Here is a 21,331-nt window from a genome sequence, read left to right on the forward strand (position 1 = left end):
ACTGGAGCGTCGCGCAGCGACTGCAGGATCGTAGGCGGGGCTTTCAAGCCCCGACGCGGCGGCACGACGCGCTCAACATACGATTGCACTGGTAGCAGCATCAGGGCGATTGCCTGTTCATTGGTGTCCCCGAAGCATCATGGAACGGGCGGTCGGGGACTGAAGTCCCCGCCTACAGTCACACCGTCGCTGCGCGACGGACACCGGGCACGGACAGGGACTGGTGCGACTGGAGCGTCGCGCAGCGACTGCATGCGTGTAGGCGGGGCTTTCAAGCCCCGACGCGGCGGCACGACACACCCAACATGCGATTGCCCTGCGGTCGCTGACGCAGACCTTGCGCTCGTCGGGGCCGACGCACCATCATCGATGGACGCGCATGCCACGACCGGCGCGCCGCTGCCAAGCCGCGCACACGACAGACCGTTTGTGCCAGCTGGGCGTCCGCATCCCGTTTGCGGGTGTCCTCCCGTTGAGAGTGTTGGTACGGCCGATTTCGCTGCGCTGCGAGCAGCCGACCAGCAGTGTCACATGGATGTGCAGGTCGAGAGATGCTGTCCCCCAGGCTGATCCTCGAAGTGTCCCAGGCGATACTCGCTGCGGACGGGCCTGAGTCGACGGTTGCCATCATTCTCGACGCCGCGCTGCGCCTGGGCGAAGCGGCGACGGCCGGACTGTTCCAACTGGACACATCCACGCAGTTGGTCCGCTGCACCCACGCAGCCGGGGCCGACGCCTTCCCACTCCTCGAGCTTGGCCCCTATCCTCGGACGGATGGCGTCGCCGGCAAGGCGATCTCGACAGGTGAGCCTACAGTCGCCATCAACATCCTCCAGGACGCCTCTATCTCGGCCGGCCCGATCCTGCGCGAGGCGTATGCGCGGGTGCCCAACCTCACGGCGATGGCCGCGCCCGTGGTGATGTCCGGCGAGCCCCTCGCGGCTATTACCGTCTTTCGCTACAACGGCGAGCCGTTCTCCGCGCCGGAAGTCGAGACGCTGACGGCCCTCGCGTCACTCGCCGGCGTCGCGCTGGAGAACGCCCGTCTGCGCGAGCGCTCGCTGGCCCAGGCGCACCGAGCCGAGGTCGTGGCCGACATGGCGCGCATCATCAGCTCATCGCTCGATTTGCCAGAACTGCTCAGCGCCCTGCTGCGTGAGATCCAGCGCATCGTCCCGTGTGTCCTGGGCAGCTTCGCGCTGTACGAACAGCCGTCGCACACGGTGACGTTCTACGCCATGCACGCACGGAAGAACGCGGGCGCGATGCCGATCGTGCGGGAGTCGGCCGAGGGCACCGTCGCCCTGCGGGCCATTCAGTCACGGACGACCATCATCGTGCCGGACTACCGGCTGAGCACCAACCCCCTGCACGCCGACCGCGTCAAGCTCGGCTTTCTGTCGAGCGTCTGTGTCCCGATCGTGCGCGGAGAGGATTGCCGCTGGGTGCTCAACCTGGTGAGTGACAGGGTGAACGCCTTCTCGCGCGAGCATGTGGACTATCTCGAAGAGCTGACGCCGCACCTGGCCGTGGCCATCGAGAAGACCCGCCTCTTCGAGCAGGCCACGACCCGCGCCCGCCGCATGACGCGCCTCGCCGAGCTCAGCCGCCTCGTCGGCGAGACCCTGAACGTCCAGACCGTGCAGCAGTTCGTGACGCAGGCTTCTGTCGATCTGCTGGGCGCTGACCTCTCGCGCCTCTTCCTGCTCGGCGACGACAGCGAGATGCTGGAAGTCGTCGCGCTGTCAGGGCAGGCCGAGCTGATCTCACACGTGGAGCATTTCCAGGCGCGTCACCGCATCGAACTGGACCAGACACTGACCGGTCAGGTGGTAACCAGCCAGCAGCCGGCCGTCATCAACAACTTCGAGACGGTCCCAAACCTGAGACAACTGACCTGGTCGCGGCGGCACGGATTCCGCTCGCAGATCATCGTGCCGCTGGTCATCGAGGGACGCTCGATTGGCGCGCTCGACGTGCTGTACCACGACACCCGCGATCACCGAAACGACGACGTCCAGCTTCTGGAGCTGCTGGCCGCCCAGGCGGCAACGGCGATGACGAACGCCAGCCTGTACGACCGGGCGGTTGAATCGTCCCGCCTGAAGTCCGAGTTCGTCGCCAACATGAGCCACGAGATCCGCACCCCGATGAACGGCGTCATCGGCATGGCCGGCCTGTTGCTCGACACCGCGCTGGACCACGATCAGCAGGAGTTTGCCGAGACGATCAGATCGAGCGCCGAGTCGTTGCTGACGATTGTCAACGACATCCTGGACTTCTCAAAGATCGAAGCCGGGCGCCTGGAGCTCGAACTGCTGGACTGCAACATCCGCCAGCTGGTCGAGGAGGTCGCGGACCTGCTCGCCGAGTCCGCCCATCGGAAGGGCCTGGAGCTGGTCGCCGACATCGCGAACGACGTGCCGGGGCTGGTCCGTGGTGACTCCGGCCGCCTGCGGCAGATCCTGACCAATCTGGTCAGCAACGCCGTCAAGTTCACCGAACGCGGCGAGGTGCTGATCTCAGTCACCGTCGCCGACGCCGACGCTGCCAACGAGCGCGCCTTCCGCCATCCGACGCTGCGCTTCGAGGTGCGGGACACCGGCATCGGCGTCCCGGACGCCCTCAGACCGCGCCTCTTCCAGGCGTTCTCGCAGGCCGACGGCTCGACCACCCGCCGCTACGGGGGCACCGGCCTGGGGCTCACCATCTCGCGGCAACTGGTGGAGTTGATGGGCGGCACGATCGGGATGGACAGCGCCGAGGGCGCCGGCAGCACCTTCTGGTTTGAGGCGCAGCTCGAACGCTCCGATGCCGAGGCCCCGGCCCCGCCGATTCCGCCCGACGAGCTGATCGGCAAGCGGATCCTGATCGTCGACGACAATGCCACCAACCGGCTCATCCTCGAACGGCAGATGGCCGCCTGGGGCATCCTCCCCCAGAGTGCGTCTGACGCGGCCTCGGCGCTCGCGGCGCTGCACGCCGCCGCTGCGCTGCACCGGCCCTTCGACCTGGCGGTGCTCGACTACCACATGCCGGCCACCAACGGGCTGGATCTCGCTCGCCAGATCAAGCTCGACCATCGGCTCTCAGCGTTGCCGCTGGTGATGCTCACCTCCATCGGCGCGCCAGGGACGATCGACGCGCTGCATCAGAGCGGCATCTCGGTCGCGCTGACGAAGCCGGTCCGCCAACCGCAGCTGCTGGACGCCGTGGCTATCGCGCTGAAGAGTCGAGCAGCCCGGAGCTTCGGGCTGCGTCGCCTCGGCGGAGCCGTTGACGGCCCTGGCCAGCACGACCGCACGGCGTCACGACCCTGCATCCTGGTTGCCGAGGACAACGCCGTCAACCAGCGCGTGGCCGTACGGATGCTGGAGCGGCTTGGCTACCGTGCGGATGTCGTCTCGGACGGCCGAGAGGCGATCCAGAGCAGCCAGCGGCAGCCGTATGCCGCCATCCTGATGGACTGCCAGATGCCGGACGTCGATGGCTTCGAGGCGACGGCGGCCATCCGCGAGCATGAGACGAGCGGCCACCGCACGCCGATCATCGCGATGACGGCCAGCGCGATGCAGGGCGACCGCGAGCGCTGCCTGACCGCCGGCATGGACGACTACCTGAGCAAGCCGGTGCAGATCGACGCGCTGCGGGCGGCGCTGGAACGCTGGGCCCCGCTGCACGGCGCGGCGCGGGCAACCGGCGGGCGCAGCAGCGCATAGCGGCGAACGGCACGCCGCCAGGTCTGCTTCCCCCGAGTCGTCTCCCCCGCCGCCAGCTTCCTCAGGGCCGCCGTCGGCGTCGGCCAGGTGGATCGTGTGGCGCTCGGCCAAGTGGATCGTGTGGCGCTCGGCGTCAGGAAGCAGACTCGCAGACGGCCAGCCGTTGGTATGTACGCGACTTGCAATTGTCGTCCTGAGCGCAGCGAAGGACCTCACCCGCTGACGCGAGCGCTGACGATCATCGAGTGATGCAGAAGATGACGGTCGGTGCGTGACACAAAGAGTGACGGTCAGCGGGTGAGGTCCTTCGCTGCGCTCAGGATGACAATTGCAAGTCGCGTGCTTTCACCAGGAGTTCCACGATCCACGATCCACGATCCACGATCCACGCTCCACGATCCACGATCCACGATCCACGCCCGACGCCCCACGCCCCACGCCCCACGATCCACGCCCTGCCTACTGGGCCGTGTACCCGCCGTCGATCAGGATCGTTTCGCCGTTGATCATGCCGGCGAGGTCGCTGGCGAGAAACGCCACCACACTTGCGACCTCCGCCGGCCGCCCGAAGCGCCCCAGCGGGATCTTCGCCAGCATCGGCGCACCGACGGCAGGATCGCCCCAGACCTGCTCGCCCATCGGCGTCAGGATCACCGTCGGCGCAACGGCATTGACGGCCACGCCGCGCGGTCCCCACTCGATAGCCAGCACCTTTGTCAGCAGGCCCAGGCCGGCCTTGCTGGCGCAGTAGGCCGCGTGATCGCGCAGGCCGACCACGCCGGCCTGCGACGTGACGTTGACGATCCGCCCGCCGCCGCGCGCCAGCATCCCACGCCCGAACGCCTGCGCCACGAAGAACGCGCCCTTGAGGTTGGTGTCCATGACGGCGTCCCAGTCGGCCTCGGTCACATCTTCGGCTGGTGCGGTGCGGGCGATGCCGGCGTTGTTCACCAGGACATCAACCTGTCCGAAGTCAGCAGCAGCCCGAGCGGCCTGCTCCGCAGCGGCGGCGGACGACAGATCGGCCACGCAGGCCCCGAACCTGACGCCCTGCGCGCGGACCTCTGATGCGAGCGAATCCAGATCTGAGGCGGTCCGGCTGACGCCGAAGACGTCTGCGCCGGCCTGTGCCAACTCCAGGCTGATGGCGCGCCCGATCCCCTTGCCGGCCCCCGTCACCACCGCGACCTTGCCGGTCAGATCGATTGCCAGCGTCATGCTGCCTCCCGTGCGCCGCCGTGCGCGCCGACCTTGTACCACAGGCCGACGCTCCCGTCAGACTACGAGTCAGACCGCGCGAACGAGAACGTCAGCGGTGCGGCAGCCCGATCGGCACGCTGAGGGAGGGAGCGCCATCCGTCCGTGCGACAGCGCTGCCTGCCGAATCGAACAGCTGGAGGTCGAGCGTGGCGGAGGTCGGTCCGCCGCGCTCCAGTGGCGCGAGCACCGTCAGGACCGTCAGTTCATCGGCATGCCGGCTGGCAAGCGAAGGCAGCCCCGTGTTCGTAGGAGCCTGCCCTGTCGAGGACAGGCTGACGCGGACGCGCTCACCCAAACTTGCAGTCTGGCTGCGCGTTGGCAACTGCCAGTACGTCGTCACGCTCAGCAACGATCCAACCGTGTGCAATGCAACGCCCCTGAGGACCGTCCCATCTGCGAACTCCCCGTTCGCCACCGGGACGGTCTTCATCAGCCAGTGATCGGCGTCGCGCGGTCGAAGCGAGAGGACTGACAGTCCGAGTGGCACGCCCTCTGGGGTGAACTGTTGCACACTGGAAGACGGGCGAAGGAACTCAGCCGGCCAGGGCCGGGTTGCCTCCGCGCGCGCGTGCTCCGCTACGAGATACAGCGCCTCGCGTTCGAGCGGCAGCGTCCCGATGGCGAACTGAAGCCCCCGCTCGTGGAGGCCAGCCCGACGCACAGCGTAGGTGATGACGTCGGTCATTCGGAGCGTCTGCGAGTCGACCACGGTGACCTCGTGCGCGTCCGAACGCCCGGCGGCCTCACGCAGCCCCCTGGTGAGCGCGTCGACCTCGCGAAGACTGGGCCGTGAGCCGAGTGTGCCCGTCACCGCAAGCATCGACGCGTCGGTATACGGATTCCCCGCCCGGCTGTCGAAAATCGAGCGCTGCCACTCGGCCGACGCATCCGCCTGCATGTCCAGCACGGTGATAGCCACGGACAGTGCGCACAGCCCGCCCAGAACGGTCCAGGTCAACCACCGAACGGCCCGCCGCCGGACCAGAAGTGGAGAGGCGATGGCGAGGCACAGCAACGGCCAGAGCGAGGTGAGCAGCCCGCGACTCGGCGAGAGCAGGCCGCTCACCACGCTTCCCAGTGACGTCGCGTCGCGCATCGCCGGCACGACGGGCCATGCCAGCAGCAACATGCAGAGCGCCGTCAGGCTGCCGACGCGCCACGAAGCCCGGCCCACGCCCAGGGCCACGGCCCCGATGGCCACCGGCAACCAGGGGAACGGATCTGCCCGCATCAGCAGGCCGAGCGCAAGCCCGAACAGGCCGCCCCGCACGAGCGTCGGACGGCGTGCGAGCGCCACGCCTGCCCACAGCGCCAGCGCGGTCAGCAGCGCGCTCAGCGACCCGGCGGGGTCACGGCTCGCGCTCCAGAGGATCGGCGAGACGCTCGAAAGCAAACCCAGAGCCACCGCCCCACGAACACCGAGGATAGGGCGCGCGCTCAGGTACAGGAACGCTACCCCGAGCGCATCGAGCAGCCCCCGCACGATCACCCAGCCGATGACGGGTGACGACTGCACGGCGAGCAGCGCATACGTCCAGGCGAGGGCTGAATGGGACGGATCCCCGACCAGCTGCCACCCGGAAACCACGCCAGCGTTCTCGGCAGCGGTGACGTACCGCGCCTGGGTTGAGCCGAACGGCACGAGATCCGGCTGCAAGAGCCGCGGCGCTGCCGCGAACAGGAACAGCAGCGCCGGGATCAGCGCGATGCCGGCCGCCCGAAGCCGGGCGTTGCGGACGGCCGTCGCCGTCAGCGGCAGCGAGCCGGTCGAAACCACAATGCTGCCCATCGGAGCGGCGGGGCCTCGGCTGCCGGCGGTCAGGGGAGTCGCCTACCTGGACCCAGACCGCCGCGCGCTCAGGCGCCGATCTTGATGGTGGTAGTCATCGCGCCGCCGCCGGCCTGCCGACCCTCGAAGCTCCAGGGCGGCAGCTCCACCTGAAGGGTGTACTCGCCGGCCGGCAGGTTGTTCGGCAGGCTCAGGACACGCTCGGTCGGCGTGGCGTCGAACGGGCGGATGTTGACCGTCGCCACCTCGGCCTCGACGACCGCTTGCTGACCTCGCCCGAGCAGGCGGGTGCGGATGCGCGCCTGGCAGAGCCGGCTGCTCTGGTTGTTGATCAGCACCTTCACGGCGATGCGATCACCCGGCTGATACTGACCCTTGAAGTCGCTGACCAGCACCAGGAGATCGTCGCGCTCCAGTTGGAGGATCTTGCCGTCCGGCCCGTCGATCTCAGACGCGTAGCGGTCGCCGCAGGCCCCGGCCACGCCCATCAGACCGCTGGCCCAGACCCCGAGTGCCGCCCGCCGCCCCACACGCCGCCTGTCCTGGTTCGCCGTTCGCGCCTGCTCTGCCATGCGGCTAGTATACCCGCTCCCGGCGACCCATCGACTGACGCATGCTCGCAATCACACTCACACATGTGACGCTTCGGATCATCGGACCGAGACTCGGAAGACCCCAAACCCGGGGCCGTCGCGCTCGCCGCCCATCAGCGGCGTCAGCGTGAAATTGCGGCTCAGGTTCCGCACCTTCTCGGCGTTCAGCACGATCAGCCGCGACCCCTGCCCCTGGAGCGCATCCTCCAGCGAGGCCGGGCGGGCATCGATCACCGTGTACGGGACGTTGCTGCCCCCGAGCAGCAACTCAGTCGCCTTGAAGGCGCTGCCGGCCGCCATGAAGAAGACCCCGTCGAGGCCGTAGTCCACCAGCACCTTCTCGCCGGGCTGGCGGCCGGCCAGCACCGCCTCGTGAGCGGCCAGGATCGGATGATTGGTCCGGGCAGACCGCTGGTAGCGGGCCAACGGCGCGAGCGGGTAGAGCGCCACCACCAGGGCCACTCCCAGCATCACGGCCCCGGTCAACCCTGCCTGTGTCGGCCAGCGCCGCGCGAGCCTGATGGACAGTTCTGCCACGACCAGCCCGATACTCGCGAAGGCGAGAGGCAGGATCGGCATGACGTACCGACCGTTCAGCAGCGGCTCGTACTTGCCCTGGAGCAGCGGCAACGCCAGCAGGTACGGCACGCATACCAGCAAGGGCAGCCAGACCCGGCGGCGGGCCGCCCACAGGACGCTGGCGACGGCCAGGCCCAGGTATCCGAGCAAGAGCGGCTGCGCCAGCGTCTCGTTGACGAAGCGGCGCTTCTCAATGGCTCCGCTCAGCACCCAGGAGGTCGCCAGCGTCAACCGACCAAGGTTCTCGGTGTAGGCGCTGGCGTCGGGGCCGTCGTCCTGGCTGTTGTAGTCCGCCAGGACTGCCTGCCCGCCACGCAGCGTCCCGCCGCCGGTCTGGACGTTGTAGACCAGCAGATTGACCGTCGCCAACGCGAACGCCAGCACGGCGAACAGCGCCCAGCGGGTACGCAGGATGCCCGGCCGCTGCAGCAGCACGGTCAGGCCGATGCCGGGGAGCAGCAGCACCGAGGTGATGTGCGTCTGCACCCCCAGACCGACGAAGAACCCCGTTCCGACGGCCCAGCGCAGATCCCCCCGCAGGGCGCGCACGAGGCAGGCCATCCCGAGCGTCGTCCAGAGCGGCGTGGTCGAGTGCGACCACGCAACGTGGCTGTTCACCAGGACGTGCGTCGAGCAACCGGCCATGAAGAGCGCCGTGACCACGGCACCGCGCCGGCCTGTCACCTCCCGCCCGAGCCACCAGGCGGCCCCGACCGTGGCGACGCCCGTCAGGAAGACCAGCAGGCGCGGCAGCCACGGACTCAGCCCGACCGTCCAGAACCCGAGCGCCAGCACCCAGTTCCAGAACGCGCCGATGTACGGATCGACGCTCGTCAACGGCGCGGCTGCCCCCCGCACGATGTCGTAAGAGAGCTTGACCTCAATGGTCTCGTCGGTGAACGTCGGGATCAGCCAGAGATTCGGCCAGCGCGCCGCGGCCGCGATCCCCAGCATCGCCGCCAGCACCACGACATCCCAGGCCAGCAGGCGGGAGAGCCAGTCGAGGGCCGGGCGTCGGCCCTGGGCGGACGGGCGGGCGACCATGGGAGCGGGGGCCGGAGCTGCCGTCATCGCTCCGGCACGACCGTCCATTCCGGGCCGAGCTCGTACCGCTCGACACGGTTGGTCGGCGTCTGCCCCTCCAGCACGCGCAGCCGCCCCTTCCGCTTGATGTCGGCGTAGGTGTTCTGGATCTGGACGATGCGCCGCGACTTCAGGTTGAACACGACGGCCCCGGCCCAGACCGGGCTGAGGCTCATGTCGCGGGTTCGGCCGTCGAGCACTCGGAAGACCGGCACCTCTTCCGGCTTGCAGATCTCGAAGGCCGCATGGATCCAGCGGGTATTGTCCCTGGCGTTGTGCTCGTCGAAGACGGCCAGCCCGCTCAACACGCGCTCGCGGAGATCGCCCACGAACAGCGAGACACGGTCCAGCAGATCGGTCAGCGAAGCCGGCCCCGTGGCGCACGCGGCGACCAGCGCATGCAGCGCGCGGTCCGGCCCGATGAAGCTCACCGTGGACTCGTTGTCGACCACCGTGAACCGCATCAGGCCGCCGCGCTGCGCCCTAGCCGGCCTGGACGGCGGCTCCCCGGCCACGCACGCCCCCTTCGCGGTCCATCCGCGCGATCCAGCTGTCAGGATCGCGGATCTCGGCTTCGGACGGCAGCCACTCTGGCGACTGCCACGCCTGATTCAAGAACGCCACGTCGCGCTCGTCCGCGACGCGCCCGGCGAACTTCTCGCCCAGCGCGTACTGCTCCATCTTCATCTTGAGGCCCGTCAGGCGCAGGAACAGCTCCTCGATCTGGCTGCGGTTCGCCTGCCGATGCTCGACGCGCTGGTGAATCTCCTCGTAGGACGGCAACAACTGCGCGCCGACGCGATTCATGACGTGGTTCGAGTACCCCTCGGCCAGGCTCATCAGCCCCTGGAGCCGCGAGAGCATCTGCCGCTGGTGCGGCGACATCATCGCCTCGATCAGGTTGTGCCCGTTCCTGAGGTTGGAGAGCAGCCGCGCCGCCAGCCCGCCGATCACCGTGCCGGCCGGGCTGGTCAGCTCCTCGGCCATGCTGCGGAGGTAGCTCTCCAACTGCGTATTCAAGAAGGTCCGCACCCACGGATAGACCTCGAACTCATGGGCATGCGTCGCTTCGTGCAGCGCGATCCACTTGCGGAGATCGTGGGCCGGCACGCTGAGCGTGCGCTCCAGGATGCGGATGTTCGGCTCGACGAAGTACAGCTTGCCGGTCTCCATCGGCTCGTGGCCGAGCAGGCTGATGTCGTATTGGCCCAGCACCTTCCGCGCCAGGAAGCCGAGCAGCACGCCGACCTGCGTCGAGAGGACCGTGCGGCTGATCCGCGTCATGCCAGGGAAGCCGCCGCCAGCCTTGCTCAGCGTCTCGACGTAGACCTCTTCGAGCGGGCGGAACATCTGCTTGAAGCTGACGACATTCGCCTGGATCCACTCGGCGCGGTCGAGCACGCGCACGTCGATCTCGCCGAGCGGCAGCGTGGTGCCGCAGTAGTCGGCAATCGGCCCCTCGATCTCGCGGACCATCGACTCGTACTCGTGCTGGAGGCGGGCGCGGTCGAGCGACGAGATCCCGCCATCGGCGCCGCTGAGGCGCGTCGCCACCTTCGTGGCGGTGTCCCAGTCGATGAGGCGGGTATCGCCATCGTCGGCGTACCGTCGGGCGATGGCCCAACCGACCGCCACCGCTCCGCCAACGAGCACACCTCGAGCGAGCGCTCCTCGGGACGGCTGGCCGAAGAGTTGGAGCGGTCCTGGCATGGGTTCTCCTCGCGTGGTAGCAACCGGCGCGGCCCGCCTCGGGCACGATGCACCGAACGGGCCGCCTCTGGATTCTACCAGCCGCCGAGTTCTCAGCGGTCAGCTTTCAGGAGTCCTCAGTCGGCGGTGCGCGACGCCTCCCGACCGCTGGGAGCTGAAAGCTGACCGCCGCCGGTCAGCCGTCGCGCTGGAGTGGGTCCTTGATCTCGCCGGGCAGCTTCACCACCGTGCCGTCGAGCAGCCGCGCCTCGTACGGGTTCGTGCCCCGCACGATGGTGCCAGCGCCGTACGCGCCGCCACTGCCACCCAGCAGCACGTTGTCGGCTGCACGGTACTGAAAGATCAGGACGCTGCGCGGGTTGGTCCCACGGTTGGCCGTCGAGCTGTGGAGCATGTTGCAGTGGTGGATCTCGACGCCGCCGGCCGGACACTCGGCGTAGAACCAGGACGACTCGTCGCCGAGGACGGCCTGATCGGCCAGCTTCGACGAGAATGCGCCGTCCCGCGCGAAGACGTGCATCTGCGGTCCCTGCTTGTGGCTGCCGGGGATGATCCGCAGACACCCGTTCTCACGCGTCGCGTCGTCCAGGTGAACGAGGACGGCCACGAGGTCGTAGTTGGAGTGCGGGAAGAACGGGTAGTCCTGGTGCCACTCGAAGCGGGCCTCGCGGCTGGTGGGCGGCTTGAGGTTCAGTTTCGAGTGGTGCAGCTGGATGTTCGAGCCGATCAGGGCCTCGACGGCGTCGAGGATGCGGGGGTGGTGCATCGCATCCCAGAACGCCTGGTGCTGCTTGATCGGGTTGAAGATTCGGCGGACGTAGTAGCCGCCATCGTCGCCGCGGGTGATCGAGAACTTGTCGTTGTTCTCGGTCAGCCCCTTCGACTCTTCGAGCACCTCGGCCAGCGCCGCCCGCAGGACGGCCACCTCGTCGCGAGTCAGCAGCTCTGGATGGACGATGTAGCCCTGCTCGTCGTAGAACGCCTTCTGCTCCGCTGGCGACAGCTTCGTCGCGTCGATCATCGACGGTCCTCCCTCCGGCCGCCAGGCGGCGCGGACGTGATGCATCGGCCGGCGCCGGCCGACAGGTGGAGCGCATCGCACGCTCGCGCACCCACGGGGCGAGCGCTCTGAGAGCATAGGCCAGATGACGCCGCCGTTTCACCTGCTCGTCAACGACGGGCGCCCATCATCTTTCCGCACGCACGTTCCGTGAGGTGAGGGGAGGCCACCGCGCACGCCCTGCGTCCTGTCCCGCGTGTGGGCTTGTATGGGTTTACGGCGGGCTGGTTTCCAGAAGCGACATGCGTCACTGCATCGTAGCAAACACGCGATTCCCACGACCCACGACCCACGACCCACCTCTGAAACCCGGAACCCAGAACCCTACACCCGCTCACGACCCACGGCGAGCCTCGCAGTTCGGGCCGTGACATGCTATAGTTCTCGTCGCTGTCCGACTGGCTCTCGTGGCCGGTTGTCGATGCCAGGGCCTGTAGCTCAGCTGGGAGAGCGCGCGGTTCGCATCCGCGAGGTCAGGGGTTCGAGTCCCCTCAGGTCCACCAGCCACCCGCCCTGACGGTTGGCTGCCACGAACCGGCCGCCAGAGCGGCCTGCCCCTGCGAGGTGTGCTGCCTGTGTTGCCGCCAGACAACCACGTCCACTCGGAGTGGTCCTGGGATGCCATCGCCGGCAACATGGAGCAGACCTGCGCCCGCGCCGTCGAGATCGGGCTGCCGGCGCTCGCCTTCACGGAGCACGTCGATTTCGTGCCGTATCTCTTCGAGCCGGAGGTGCTCCCGGCGCTGCCACAGGCGTTCCTGCGCCACATGGGTGGCGGCACGGTGCTCCGGCACCCCGAGATCGACGTCGACGGCTACCTCGCCAGCATCGAGCGCTGCCGTGAGCGCTTTCCCACGCTGCGTATCCTGTCCGGCGTCGAGATCAGCGAGCCGCACTGGCACCCTGACGCCGTCGCCCGCCTGGCCGCGCGGCACCCCTTCGAGCGGATCCTGGCGTCGGTCCATTCGCGCCGTGACGGCGATGGCGCACGACTGATGGACGTCTACTTCTGGACCGAGCCGGCCGCCCAGGTGATGGGCGCGTACCTGGACGAGGTCCGCCAGATGATCGAGGGGTCGAGCGTCTTCCAGGTGCTGGCGCACATCGACTACCCGGTGCGGCACTGGCACAAGTCGGGGTCGGAGTTCGTGCCTGCCCAGTTCGAGGCCGAGTACCGCGCGGTCCTGCGGGCGCTCAAGCAGACGGGCCGCGTCCTCGAAGTGAACACCCGCGTTCCGCTGCCGCCAGTGATTGTCCGCTGGTGGTACGAGGAGGGCGGTGACGCTGTCAGCTTCGCCAGCGACGCCCACCTGCCAGATCGGCTCGCGCTCGGCTTCGAAGCCGCGGCAGCAATGGTCGAAGCGCAGGGCTTCCGGGCCGGCGCTGACCCCTACGACTTCTGGCGTCGCGGCCTGACGCGCTAGTTGCGGGCCATCCTCGGGTCGAGCAGGTCGCGCAGGCCATCGCCCAGCGTGTTCAGCATCAGGATCGTCAGGCCGACCGCGCCGGCTGGCGCCAGCAGCAGCCAGACGTGCGTCTCCATCGTCGGGCGGGCGGCGGCCACCATGTTGCCCCAGGACGGCGTTGGCGGCTGCGCTCCCAGGCCCAGGAACGACAGGCCCGTCTCGACCAGGATCGCGAAGCCGAGGCTCAGCGAGAACTGCACCATGATCGGCGTCAGGACGTTTGGCAGGATCGAGCGGCGCAGGATGCGGAAGTCGCCTGCCCCAGCCACGCGCGCGGCCTGGACGTACTCAAGCTCGCGAACGCTGAGCGTGGCTCCGTAGACAATGCGGACAAATCGCGGCACGTAGACGATGGCGATGACGAAGATCAGGTTGGTCAGGCTCGCCCCCAGCATCGCGACGATGGCGATTGCCAGCACAATCGTCGGGAAGCTGAGCAGCAGGTCCATCGCGCGCATGATCAGCGTGTCGGCCCAGCCGCCGAAGTAGCCGGCCATCAAGCCCAGCCAGACGCCGACGAACGTCGCCATGACGACCGACGCCACCGACACGCCAAGGGACACCCGGCCTGCGAAGATCAGCCGGCTCAGGGCGTCGCGCCCGAAATCGTCGGTCCCCAGCAGATACTGGCCCCCAGGGCTGAGCAGCGGTCGGGCGGCCATCTGGGTCGGATCCTGGGGCGCGACGACGGGGGCGGCCAGGGAGACCAGCCCAATCAGACCGAGGAAGACGAGGCTCACCACGATGCGCGGGCTGTGCAGCATCCGCCGACCCAGCGATTCGGGCGCCAGCCGGCGAGCGCTCGTCGGCCCGGCCGCCGCGGCGGTCGTCCCCGGGGTCTTTGCCGGTGCATCGGCAGCCATGAGCGTTCCTGCCCCCTACGAGTAGCGGATGCGCGGGTCGAGCAGGCCGTAGACCAGATCGACAGCGAGATTGATCAGAATGGTCAACACGGCGATCACCAGCACGACGGCCTGGACCGTCGGATAGTCTCGCGAGCGCACGCCGGCCAGCAGCAGCGAGCTGAGGCCCGGCCAGCCGAAGATGGTCTCGACGATGACGGTGCCGCCGAGCAGGACCGCCAGCTCGAGCCCGATCAGACTGACGACCGGGTTGAGCGCATTTCGAAGGGCGTGCCGCATCAGCACGATGCCGTTCTGTAGCCCCTTCGCGCGGGCTGTCCGCACGTAGTCCTGCCGCACGACCTCCAGCATGGAGGCCCGCGTCATCCGCATCATGACGGCGGAGGTCGAGGCGGCCAGCGTCAGGACCGGCAGGATCAGCAGCTCCACGTGCTGGCGCGGGTTGGACAGGAACGGCACGTACTGCTGCTGGGGCAGCCAGCGCAGCATCAGCCCGAAGACCAGCAGCAGCACTGTGCCGACCACGAAGCCGGGCATGCTCAAGCCGACCATCGCCAGGGTGCTGACGACGAAGTCGGGCGCGCGGTTGGCCTTGACGGCGGCCACCACCCCAAGCGGGATGCCGATCAGCAGGGCCGTCAGCGTGGACAGGATCGTCAGCTCGAAGGTGTTGCCGATCCGCAACGCGATCTGGCTGCCAATCGGATCGCTGTTGATGATCGACTTGCCGAGGTCGCCGCGCAGGACGCCGCCCATCCAGGTGAAGTACTGCTCGTGGAACGGCCGGTCGATGCCGAGCCGCTGCCGCATAATGGCGACCTGTTCTTCGGAGGCGGTCTCGCCGACCACCGCCCGTGCCGGATCGCCCGGCACGAGCCTGATCAGCATGAAGACGGTGGTGGCGATCAACACCACCTGCACCAGCAGGTAGACCAGTCGCCGCGCCAGATACCGTGTCACCGATTCCTGCTCCTCACGGCGAATCGTCGTTGCCTCGCCCCAGTCCGCCCCAGTTTGAGGACATCCAGCCTCACTTGTCGAGCCACGTCTCCCGCAGCATGATCTGGGTCCAGGCGCCAGCGGCGATGTGCTCGTACCCCTTGACGAACTTCTGCATCGCTTCACCCTGCTCGCGGCGAATCAGGTAGACCCACGGCACGACCTCGGCGATGCGCTTCTGGGCGTCCTGGTAGATCTGGTTCCGCTTCGCCACGTCAACGGTCTGGCGGCCCTCCAGGAACAGCTTGTCAAGCGTGTCGTCCTTGAACTTGATCTGCTTGGCGAAGAAGCCGTTGCTGGTGACGTACTCGCTGAGGAAGTCAGGGTCGTTGAAGCTCGGCGCGGAGCCCCAGACGTGGACCGGGAAGGTGCCGGCCTGGACCGTCTGGCGGAAGGTCAGCCACTCCTGCATCACCAGGTTGCCGTCGATGCCGGCCTGCTTGAGCTGCGCCTGGGCCGCCTCAGCCGGCCGCGAGATCACGGTGTAGGTCGAGGTGGACAGGATGTCGATCTTCAGATTCTCCTGGCCGGCCTGCTTGAGGAGGCTCTTCGCCTTCTCGTAGTCCGGCTTGAACATCCCCTCGAGATCCTTGGTGTAGCCGACCCACCCCTCGGGGATGATCCCGCCGGTGATGGCCGAGCCGTGGCCGCTGAACGCCACCTCGGCCATCTTGTCGCGGTCCATGCCGAGCGCGAACGCCTGGCGCACCCGCACGTCGCTGACCGGCGCGGCATCGTGCACGAACGCCAGCCACCCGAACCCGAGCGACGTGTCCGCCTTGAACACGAGGTCGTTCGACTTCTGGATCACGTCCATCTGGGTGTAGGGGACGTAGTCGATGAAGTCCACGCTGCCCGAGCGGAGAGCCGTCACACGGGCGTTGTCGTCGGGCATCGGCTGGAAGGTGATGCCGTCCAGGTACGGCAGCTCTGGGATGAAGTAGCGGTCGAACTTCTGGAGCACGACGGCCACGCCCGGCTGCCGCTCGACGAACTTGAACGGGCCGGTGCCCATCATCGTCGCCTTCGGATCGACGCCGCTCTTGATCCACTTCTCCGACACGATCATGCTGCTGTTGTCCGCCAGGACCAGCGGCAGCGTCGCGTTGGACTGCTTCAGCTTGAAGCGGATGGCGTTGTTGTCGCCGGCCTCGACGACGTCGACGTCGGCAAGGCGCGGCGCATTGGTCGCGGCGGTCGCCTTGTCGAGGATGCGGTTGAAGGTGAAGACGACGTCGCTCTGCGTCAGCTCGGAACCGTCGTGGAAGAGGACGCCCTTCCTGAGCTTGACCTCGAACGTCTTGTTGTCGAGCCAGCCGAAGCTCTCTGCCAGGTTGCCGATCAGCTCGCCCTTCGCGTTGTAGGTCAGCAGGGTGCTGTACACCATCAGCTTGACCGCTCCGGAGGCGGCGCCGGTCGAGACGTGCGGCTCGAAGTTCGAGGGGTCTGTGGAGAGGCCGTACTTGAGGACGCCACCCTTCTTCGGCGTGCCACCAGCGGCGGCGGCCGGCTTCGCAGCAGCCGTCGGAGCCGCTGCCGCCGTGGTCGGCGCGGGCGCGGCCGGCTTCGCTGCCTCGGCGGGCTTCGCTGCCTCGGTCGGCTTGGCCGGCGGCGGGGTCGGGACGACGGCCGGGGCGGCCGGCGCGGTGGTCGGCTTCGGAGCCTCGGCGGCAGGCTTGGCCGGGGCCTGCGGCTGCTGGCAGGCGGCCAGCAGCGCGGTCATCGCCGTCGTGCCGCCGAGCAGGCCAGCCCGCCGCAGGAAGCTGCGTCGCGAGACGGCGCTGGTCAGCATGTGGACAGATCCGCTGCGATTTGAAGCGTTGTCCTTGTTCACCTGAGGCCTCCAGAGCTGGCGAGGTGTCAACGGAGGATCGATGGGGGCCATTCTACCCCGTTTGGGCCGTCTCCTTCCTGGTACTCGGTGTGCCAGGAACGGCGTCCCAGAACGCAGACGAGGGCGACGGGTTGCGTCCGTCGCCCTCGCCGTGGGTCTGGTGTACGACAGGCGCCCGCCCGTCGTCAAGCGCTGAACTACTGGTCTGCTGGCGATGGGCCCTACGAGGGCCTGCCCTGGCGGCCCGCGCCAGGGTTGATCGTCTCTTTCTCTACCGTGACGACGTCGAGCCGACCAACAGCAGATCGGAGCGCGACCTGCGCCCGTCGGTCATGCACCGCAAGGCGGGTGGGATCACCAAGAAGGCCGCCGCGCACTCGTTCCGTCGCACCTTCGCCGCTCGCAGGGTCCGTGCAGGGATCCCGCTCCCTGACCCAATGGACTGGATGGGCCACAAGACGCTCTCGACGACCCAGGGGTACATCAACCCGAATGCGGTCAACAAGCGGAAGCTGATGGAGGCGACCAGTCTATGACGCCGCGTGAGCCTGACCATCGACCACAGCGGCGGGCGGTCGATCCGAAGACCGGGCGGCTCTACCGGATCGTGCGCGCACTCAAGGCTCCACCACGGGCTGTCCGGAAGGCGCAGCTGGACAATGTTGCGCTCGTCCCAGCCTCACTCCTGCCCTATGAGGCTCAGTACCAGCAGCTCGCGAATACACAGCCACCAGGGACGATGCTCATGGTCTTACCCATTGGAAACAGTGGTCAACGCCACACCATGCACTTGATCGCTGCTCACCTCAAGGCGACTGGTCACCGAGTCCAGCTGCTGACCGCAGCGCAGATCGCCACCCCACCCGCGTCATGCGTGATTACTCAACCTCGGGCGCCTGGGCCAACTCGTCATCCACCACAACCAGCTCCATTTCGGGAATGTCAGGAGAAGACACAACTGTCGGGTCTTCCATCGATCTGCACCTCGTGCCAAGTACAGGGGCCTGAATAGTAGTGGAGATTCAAGTAGCCATGGAACAGAAGCTGGATGTTAGCGCTCGACGCCAGCCCATCCTCCCAGCTTCACCAGCAGGTTGCGGACCCCGCGATCAGTGTCGGGGGATCACCCTGGGTCACCGGACTTAGCGTACGATTTTTTCCGTTTCGTGAGTTGACCCCTTGTACGCCCTGCGGGGCAGGTGGCCTGCTCGTCGTCCCAGTTGATCGTGAACCCTTGGGCATCGCAGCCCTGCCCGTCGCGGGCCTGCCAGTGGTAGTCCTTCCTGGTCGGGCCGAGGAGGTCCACGCCGAACTGCACCGACGTGGTCACCAACAGCTTGGAGTCCAGGTACCCGGTGTCGACGACGTGCAGGCCCGGCAGCAGGTCACGTTCGGCCAGGTCCTGATGAATGCCTGGCGTCACGGCACCGTCGGCGACCGGTCCGGTCGTCGTCACGACGTTGGTGATCAGGTTTGGGGTGTCATCCTCGCAAGTCTCGGTCAGGTGAACCTTCTAGCCGACCCAAAAGGTGGTGTGCTTCCGGGCGTAGTGGGCATCGGTGTCGTACGTAGGGCGAGCTGATGAACCGCGCCGCAACTTCCTCACGCCGCCGACCGGACTCCACCGCCCGAATCACCCGCTCTCGCAGATTCTCGGAGTATGCCTTCATCCCCACAGCTTGACACAACCATCAAGCTCTCGGCAACCCGCCCTAGGATGATTGTTCAATTATCGACCTGAACATTCTATGATCGAATCTTATAATCTCACCTAAAAGCTCCTCCCCAAAGACACACACAGTCTTCATCCATGGGTGGCCAATAATACCAAAGCTCATATCGCTAGACAGGAATATATGGTAGTCTCTATCCGGATATATAGATATATACCACGGATCGCTCCCTTCATGAACATATACTCTATAAGAATCATGATGCCAGTCCAATGCATATATATATCCACCTATTGGTACAATCTTCATGAATATATTCATGAATTCTTGATCTATGTAATCTGAATCATACTTACTGATAGATACTTTACTTATATCATATATCTGAAATGGCTTCGGAGGAGTATAACCTCTTGACTCTAATGCATCCATGCTCGGAGCAAACTTGAATCTTGAGGTAAACTCGTTCCACACCTCGCTATATTCAGACAGACCTAACTCTACCCATGCAGACATCAATGCCCTCCCAATCTCAGATGAAGCAACTTCATAAACATGTTTGATAACTCATTCTAGATCAACCCATGCTTTAGTCAATATTATCTTGCTATATCAATAGGTATAAATGTGCGATAATGATCCCGGGTAAAGTATGTTTCCCCGGTTAGGTCATTTACTAAAAGTCTTTCACCATCGCGCCCCAGAGTACCTGGCGGATGCACATCCCACTCAGTATAACTGCCTGGCGGTAAACCTACGCTAACTGGATCTCTGAAGGGGCGCCCACCTCTCATTCCCCGCTTCGAGGGAGCACCATTTCGGAGTACATGGTCCAACTCATCGAGTGCATCATCCGGAACGCCGCGCGCTCGCGCGTCAGCTCGACGCTGAGCTCCGCCATCGTCACCGCCACCACCACTTACGCCAGGAGGCGTATCTCCTCGATCCGGCGCGGCAGGCTGGGTAGCGTGAGAGGCGAGGAGGGGCGAGCCAAGGCTGCGCACAACGGGGAAAGTGGCGCGGGCAGCGGGGTTGGCAGCGGAGGCCGGTGACCGTACGCTGGAGTTGACCATCGGTGGTGGGGTGAGATGGCCAAGCGGCCGGTTCCCGAGGCGCTCGCTCGACTCGACCTGGCGTCGATCGCGGATGTCGGTGCGCGGCAGGCGATCCGTACGCTGCTGAGCCTGGTCGAGGAGTTGGTGGCGGAGAACCAGGCGCTGCGGACAGAGCTGGCACAGGTCAAGGACGAGCTGGCCCGACTGAAGGGCGGATCTGGGAAGCCGAAAATCCCACCTGGGAAGTCGGCCGGGAGCGGGAGCGACTACTCGTCGGAGCAGGAGCGCCGAGCGGCCCCGAAGGCGTGGCAGAAGCGGGGCAAGCAGGACCGGGTGCGGATCGATCGGACCGAGCGGCGAACGGTCGATCCGGCGACGCTGCCGGCGGACGCGGTGTTCAAAGGGTACGAGACGGTCGTGGTCCAGAACCTGGTGCTGCGGACGGACACGGTCGCGTTCGAGTTGGAGACCTGGTACTCGCCGTCGGAGCGGCGGAGCTATCGGGCACGGCGCCCGGCCGGGTACGACGACGGGACGTTCGCGGCGGACCTGCGTGCGCTGGTGCTGGAGCTGGCGTACCGTGGGGGGATGAGCGAGACCAAGATCCACGAGCTCCTGGAGGCGCATGGGATCGCGATCTCGGCCGGGACGGTCTCGACGCTGCTGACGGCGAGTCGGACCGCCTTCGAGATCGAGGCCCGTGCGATGCTGCAGGCCGGGCTGGCGAGTACGCCGTACCAGCACCTGGATGACACGAGCACGCGGGTCGATGGCGAGAGTCAGTACTGCCAGATCCTGTGCAACCCGTTCTACACGGCATACCGGACGACGCCGGGCAAGGACCGACGGACCATCATCGACGTGCTGCGCGGCGGTCGGCCGGCCGCCTATCGGTACGATCAGGAAGCCGAGCGGCACCTGGCGTTCCTGGGGCTCTCGGCGACGGCGCAGGTCCGAGTGCGGGCGATGCTCCCGCGCGAGCAGACGCTGGACGAAGCGACGCTCACGGCGCTGCTCGACGGACCGCTGGTCCGGCTGGGACCCCGCCAGCGTGAGCAGGTCCGCGAGGCGCTGGCGCTCGCGGCGTACCTCGCCGATCCCGACTGGCCGGTCGTGCGCACGCTGGTCTGCGACGACGCACCCCAGTTCCGGGCGATCACCGAGGAGCTGGCGCTCTGCTGGATCCACGAGGGCCGCCACTACAAGCAGTTGACGCCGTGGCTGCCCCAGCCGCGTGCCGTCCTGGCCGATATCCTTGACCAGTTCTGGACCTACTACCGGGAGTTGTTGGCCTACCGCGAGCACCCCACGCCCACGGAGCGGGGCCGCCTCGATGCTCGCTTCGACGAGTTGTTCGGCACCGTCACCGGCTACCACGACCTTGACCGCCGCCTGACGCTGACCCGCGACAAGAAACCGGAGCTGCTGCTGGTCCTGGAGCATCCCGAGTTGCCGCTCCACAACAACCCGGCCGAGTTCGGCGCCCGCCGACGCGTCCGCAAGCGCGACGTCAGCTTCGGTCCCCGCAGTCCGGCCGGCGCCGCCGCCTGGGACACTTTCATGACCCTGGCCGCCACCACCCGCAAGCTCGGCCTCGACTTCGCCGCCTTCCTCATCGACCGCTTCACCCGCGCCGGTCAGATCCCAC

The 21,331-nt window shown here is 67.0% G+C and carries 17 protein-coding genes and 1 tRNA gene; 5 read left to right on the forward strand and 13 right to left on the reverse strand.

All coding sequences use genetic code 11. The annotated features are described in order from the left end of the window. Positions 1 to 551: 551 nt before the first annotated feature. A complete protein-coding gene (locus tag IT306_27190) occupies positions 552 to 3,719 on the forward strand; it encodes a GAF domain-containing protein (protein MCC7372131.1) in 3,168 nt (1,055 codons plus the stop codon). 459 nt (positions 3,720 to 4,178) lie between these two features. Here the strand turns inward: IT306_27190 and IT306_27195 are convergent, their stop codons facing one another. The 7 genes from IT306_27195 to IT306_27225 form a co-directional block, all read right to left on the reverse strand. Beyond that, the gene (locus IT306_27195; GenBank protein ID MCC7372132.1) at positions 4,179 to 4,937 is read right to left on the reverse strand and encodes a glucose 1-dehydrogenase; all 759 of its coding nucleotides are present in this window, start codon (positions 4,935 to 4,937) and stop codon (positions 4,179 to 4,181) included. 91 nt (positions 4,938 to 5,028) lie between these two features. Further along, a complete protein-coding gene (locus IT306_27200; GenBank protein ID MCC7372133.1) occupies positions 5,029 to 6,768 on the reverse strand; it encodes a hypothetical protein in 1,740 nt (579 codons plus the stop codon). A 68-nt stretch (positions 6,769 to 6,836) separates the two neighbouring features. After that, positions 6,837 to 7,340 carry a hypothetical protein gene (locus IT306_27205; protein MCC7372134.1) on the reverse strand — a complete coding sequence of 168 codons (504 nt, stop codon included), beginning with the start codon at positions 7,338 to 7,340 and terminating at the stop codon, positions 6,837 to 6,839. Between the two features lie 78 nt (positions 7,341 to 7,418). Next, complete coding sequence (locus IT306_27210) at positions 7,419 to 9,032, reverse strand: glycosyltransferase family 39 protein (GenBank protein MCC7372135.1); 1,614 nt, start codon at positions 9,030 to 9,032, stop codon at positions 7,419 to 7,421. Beyond that, positions 9,008 to 9,487 carry a hypothetical protein gene (locus tag IT306_27215; protein MCC7372136.1) on the reverse strand — a complete coding sequence of 160 codons (480 nt, stop codon included), beginning with the start codon at positions 9,485 to 9,487 and terminating at the stop codon, positions 9,008 to 9,010. The genes IT306_27210 and IT306_27215 overlap by 25 nt, the downstream gene beginning before the upstream one ends. A gap of 19 nt (positions 9,488 to 9,506) precedes the next feature. Then, positions 9,507 to 10,733, reverse strand: a complete 1,227-nt coding sequence (locus IT306_27220; GenBank protein ID MCC7372137.1) for a zinc-dependent metalloprotease — start codon at positions 10,731 to 10,733, stop codon at positions 9,507 to 9,509. A 175-nt stretch (positions 10,734 to 10,908) separates the two neighbouring features. Continuing rightward, positions 10,909 to 11,754 carry a phytanoyl-CoA dioxygenase family protein gene (locus IT306_27225; protein ID MCC7372138.1) on the reverse strand — a complete coding sequence of 282 codons (846 nt, stop codon included), beginning with the start codon at positions 11,752 to 11,754 and terminating at the stop codon, positions 10,909 to 10,911. A gap of 466 nt (positions 11,755 to 12,220) precedes the next feature. Here IT306_27225 and IT306_27230 point away from each other — a divergent pair. Together IT306_27230 and IT306_27235 are read left to right on the forward strand one after the other, a co-directional pair. Then, a tRNA-Ala gene (locus IT306_27230) sits at positions 12,221 to 12,296 on the forward strand. 75 nt (positions 12,297 to 12,371) lie between these two features. After that, positions 12,372 to 13,217 (forward strand): PHP domain-containing protein, encoded by an 846-nt coding sequence (locus IT306_27235; GenBank protein MCC7372139.1) that lies wholly within the window; start codon positions 12,372 to 12,374, stop codon positions 13,215 to 13,217. Here IT306_27235 and IT306_27240 read toward each other — a convergent pair. From IT306_27240 to IT306_27250, 3 genes are all read right to left on the reverse strand, one after another. After that, the gene (locus IT306_27240; GenBank protein MCC7372140.1) at positions 13,214 to 14,122 is read right to left on the reverse strand and encodes an ABC transporter permease; all 909 of its coding nucleotides are present in this window, start codon (positions 14,120 to 14,122) and stop codon (positions 13,214 to 13,216) included. The two genes, IT306_27235 and IT306_27240, sit on opposite strands and share 4 nt — an antisense overlap. A 15-nt stretch (positions 14,123 to 14,137) precedes the next feature. After that, positions 14,138 to 15,010 (reverse strand): ABC transporter permease, encoded by an 873-nt coding sequence (locus IT306_27245; protein MCC7372141.1) that lies wholly within the window; start codon positions 15,008 to 15,010, stop codon positions 14,138 to 14,140. Positions 15,011 to 15,152: 142 nt separating this feature from the next. Next, positions 15,153 to 16,955: a hypothetical protein gene (locus tag IT306_27250; GenBank protein MCC7372142.1), complete on the reverse strand. Its 1,803-nt coding sequence runs from the start codon at positions 16,953 to 16,955 to the stop codon at positions 15,153 to 15,155. A 131-nt stretch (positions 16,956 to 17,086) separates the two neighbouring features. Here IT306_27250 and IT306_27255 point away from each other — a divergent pair, with 131 nt between their 5' ends. Further along, entirely contained in the window at positions 17,087 to 17,491 is a 405-nt protein-coding gene (locus IT306_27255) for a tyrosine-type recombinase/integrase (protein MCC7372143.1), read from the forward strand. A gap of 587 nt (positions 17,492 to 18,078) precedes the next feature. Here the strand turns inward: IT306_27255 and IT306_27260 are convergent. From IT306_27260 to IT306_27270, 3 genes are all read right to left on the reverse strand, one after another. Further along, complete coding sequence (locus tag IT306_27260) at positions 18,079 to 18,411, reverse strand: hypothetical protein (protein ID MCC7372144.1); 333 nt, start codon at positions 18,409 to 18,411, stop codon at positions 18,079 to 18,081. Between the two features lie 256 nt (positions 18,412 to 18,667). Next, positions 18,668 to 19,144, reverse strand: a complete 477-nt coding sequence (locus IT306_27265; protein MCC7372145.1) for a DUF2716 domain-containing protein — start codon at positions 19,142 to 19,144, stop codon at positions 18,668 to 18,670. Positions 19,145 to 19,227: 83 nt separating this feature from the next. Further along, positions 19,228 to 19,422 carry a hypothetical protein gene (locus IT306_27270; protein ID MCC7372146.1) on the reverse strand — a complete coding sequence of 65 codons (195 nt, stop codon included), beginning with the start codon at positions 19,420 to 19,422 and terminating at the stop codon, positions 19,228 to 19,230. A gap of 294 nt (positions 19,423 to 19,716) precedes the next feature. Here IT306_27270 and IT306_27275 point away from each other — a divergent pair. Further along, positions 19,717 to 21,331, forward strand: a 1,615-nt coding sequence (locus tag IT306_27275; protein MCC7372147.1) for a transposase, incomplete at its 3' end; no start/stop codon positions are given.

The organism is Chloroflexota bacterium, assembly GCA_020850535.1.
In the GTDB taxonomy this organism is placed as follows: Bacteria; Chloroflexota; UBA6077; order UBA6077; family JACCZL01; genus JADZEM01.